The following is a 2,724-nucleotide window of genomic DNA, read 5'->3' on the forward strand; positions in this document are numbered from 1 at the left end:
ACCCCGCCTCGTCACGAGGCCCTCTCCGCGTACGCGGCACCGCCCTCCCCTCACCGAGAGCGACCGCGCGTACCCGTACCGGCCACCCGCGTCCCGCGCGCCCGTGCCCCGTTGTACCGTCGGCTCACCACCGCACGACCTGCAGGAAGGCCGCGACTGTGCCATCGGGCTCCGAAACCACCGCCGAAACCGTGCCAGGCCCCGCCCAGGGCCCTGGCGGGGACGGCCCCGCCGCCGACGGCGGCCCCGTGGCCACCGAGGCGCCCGACGCCGCAGACCGCCGCCCCGGACGCCTGCGCCGCCTCGCCGCCCTCGTGCGCCGCGAAACGCCGCGCACGGTACTCGCGGTCCTCGCCGGACTCGCCCTCGGCCTCGCCTTCCCGCCGTACGACCTGTGGCCGCTGTCCCTCCTGGCGGTGGCCGGACTCAGCCTGCTCACCCGCGGCCGCACGGCACGTCAGGGAGCCTGGACCGGCCTCGTGTTCGGCTGGCCCTTCTTCTTCCTGCTGCTGAAGTGGCTGCACGTCATCGGCTGGGACGCCGTCATCGGCCTCGCCTTCGCCGAAGCCGTCTTCGTGGCGCTGCTCGGCGCCGGACTGGCCGTCACCTCGCGCCTGAAGGCGTGGCCCCTGTGGGCCGCCTGCCTGTGGGTGGCCCAGGAGTGGGCCCGCGACCGAGTGCCCTTCGGGGGCTTCCCCTGGGGCCGGCTCGCCTTCGCCAACACCGCTACGCCCTACACCCCGTTCGCCGCGCTCGGCGGCGCACCCCTGGTCACCTTCGCCGTCGCCCTCACCGGCACGCTGCTCGCCGCCATCACCGTGACGCTGTGGCAGCTGCGCCGGCCGGACAGCGCGGCCGGTACGCGGCTGCGCCGGGCCATCCCGGCCCTGGAAGCCTTCGGGCTGGCCGCGGCCGTCACCGTCGCCGGGTACGCCGTCCCGGTACCGACCAAGGCCACCGACCACCTGGACATCGCCGTCGTACAGGGCAACGTGCAGCAGCCCGGCATGGACTTCCTCGGCCGCCCCATGCAGATCCTGGACAACCACGCCACGGCCACCGAGAAGCTGGCCGCCGACGTGAAGGCCGGCCGCGCCGAGAAGCCCGACCTCGTCATCTGGCCGGAGAACTCCTCCGACCTGGACCCTTTCCAGTACCCGGAGGCGTACGACCGGATCAACGAGGCCGTGCGGGCGATCGGCGTCCCCGTGCTCGTCGGCGCCCTCGTGGACCACCCGAGCAAGGCCGGCTACGTCTTCAACCAGGGCATCCTCTGGGACCCGAAGACCGGCCCCGGCGCCTCGTACACCAAGCAGCACCCGGTGCCGTTCGGCGAGTACGTGCCCTTCCGCAAGGAGCTCAGCAAGGTCATCACGCGCCTCCAGCGCGTGCCGCGCGACTTCTACCCCGGCGACCGCACCGGCGTGATGAACATGGCGGGCGCGAAGCTCGGCGACGTCATCTGCTTCGAGGTGGCGTACGACGAGATCGTGCACGACACCGTGAACGCCGGGGCCCGCGCCCTCATCGTGCAGACCAACAACGCCACCTACGGGCGCACCGGCCAGCCCGAGCAGCAGCTCGCGATGTCCCGGCTGCGCGCCGTCGAGCACGGCCGCGCCGTCGTCACCGCCGCCACCAGCGGCATCAGCGCCGTCGTCGCCCCGAACGGTGAAATCACCCACCGCATCCCCGAATTCACCCAGGGCGTCGTCAGCGCGAGCCTTCCGCTGCGGGAGGAAAAGACCGTCGCCGACCGCGTCGGCGCGTCTCCGGAATGGGTGATCGCTATGGTGGGCCTTCTGTCCTGCGCTGCCGCCTTCGTGCTCGGCCGGCGCGGGCGTACGAAGGACGAGAAGGGGCAGCAGTGACAGACGGCGGACAGGGCGGCGAGCGGCGGCAGTACGGACCGCTGGGCGACATCTTGGTGATCATTCCGACCTACAACGAGGCGGAGAACATCAAGCCCGTCGTCGATCGGGTGCGCGCAGGAGTGCCCGACGCGCACGTACTGGTCGCCGACGACAACAGCCCGGACGGCACGGGCAAGCTCGCCGACGAACTGGCCGCCGCCGACGACCACGTGCACGTCCTGCACCGGCAGGGCAAGGAGGGCCTGGGCGCCGCCTACCTCGCGGGCTTCCAGTGGGGTATCGAGCACGGCTACGACGTCCTGGTGGAGATGGACGCCGACGGCTCCCACCAGCCCGAGGAGCTGCCCCGGCTGCTGACCGCCCTGAAGGGCGCCGACCTCGTGCTCGGCTCGCGCTGGATGCCCGGCGGCCGGGTGGTGAACTGGCCCAAGTACCGCGAGTTCCTCTCCCGCGGCGGCAGCACGTACTCCCGGCTGCTGCTGGACGTGCCGATCAGGGACGTCACCGGCGGCTTCCGGGCCTTCCGCAAGGAGACGCTGCAGGGGCTGGGCCTGGCGGAGGTCGCCTCGCAGGGGTACTGCTTCCAGGTCGACCTGGCCCGGCGGGCCGTCGAGGCCGGCTACCACGTCGTCGAGGTGCCGATCACCTTCGTCGAACGGGAGCGGGGCGACAGCAAGATGAACCGCGACATCGTCGTGGAGGCCCTGTGGCGCGTGACGGCCTGGGGCGTCGGCTCCCGACTGGACAGGCTGCGCGGCAAGAAAAGCCCCTGAAGCGAGAAGAGCCGCTGAAGCGGGCCTGTGGATAACCGGGGGACGGTCGGTGGCCGGGGCTAGCTTGGGGAGCGGTG

At 72.4% G+C, this 2,724-nt stretch carries 2 protein-coding genes; both read left to right on the forward strand.

Features of this window, described 5'->3' with window-relative positions; genetic code table 11:
• Nucleotides 1-158 precede the first annotated feature (158 nt).
• Nucleotides 159-1,871, forward strand: coding sequence for an apolipoprotein N-acyltransferase (gene lnt / locus CCS38_RS30890; RefSeq protein WP_372457173.1), 1,713 nt, complete (start codon nt 159-161; stop codon nt 1,869-1,871).
• The gene (locus CCS38_RS30895; protein ID WP_223736631.1) at nt 1,868-2,647 is read left to right on the forward strand and encodes a polyprenol monophosphomannose synthase; all 780 of its coding nucleotides are present in this window, start codon (nt 1,868-1,870) and stop codon (nt 2,645-2,647) included. Before lnt ends, CCS38_RS30895 begins: the two co-directional genes overlap by 4 nt.
• The last annotated feature ends 77 nt before the right edge of the window (nt 2,648-2,724 follow it).

Source organism: Streptomyces purpurogeneiscleroticus (genome assembly GCF_020024005.1).
GTDB lineage: Bacteria > Actinomycetota > Actinomycetes > Streptomycetales > Streptomycetaceae > Streptomyces > Streptomyces purpurogeneiscleroticus.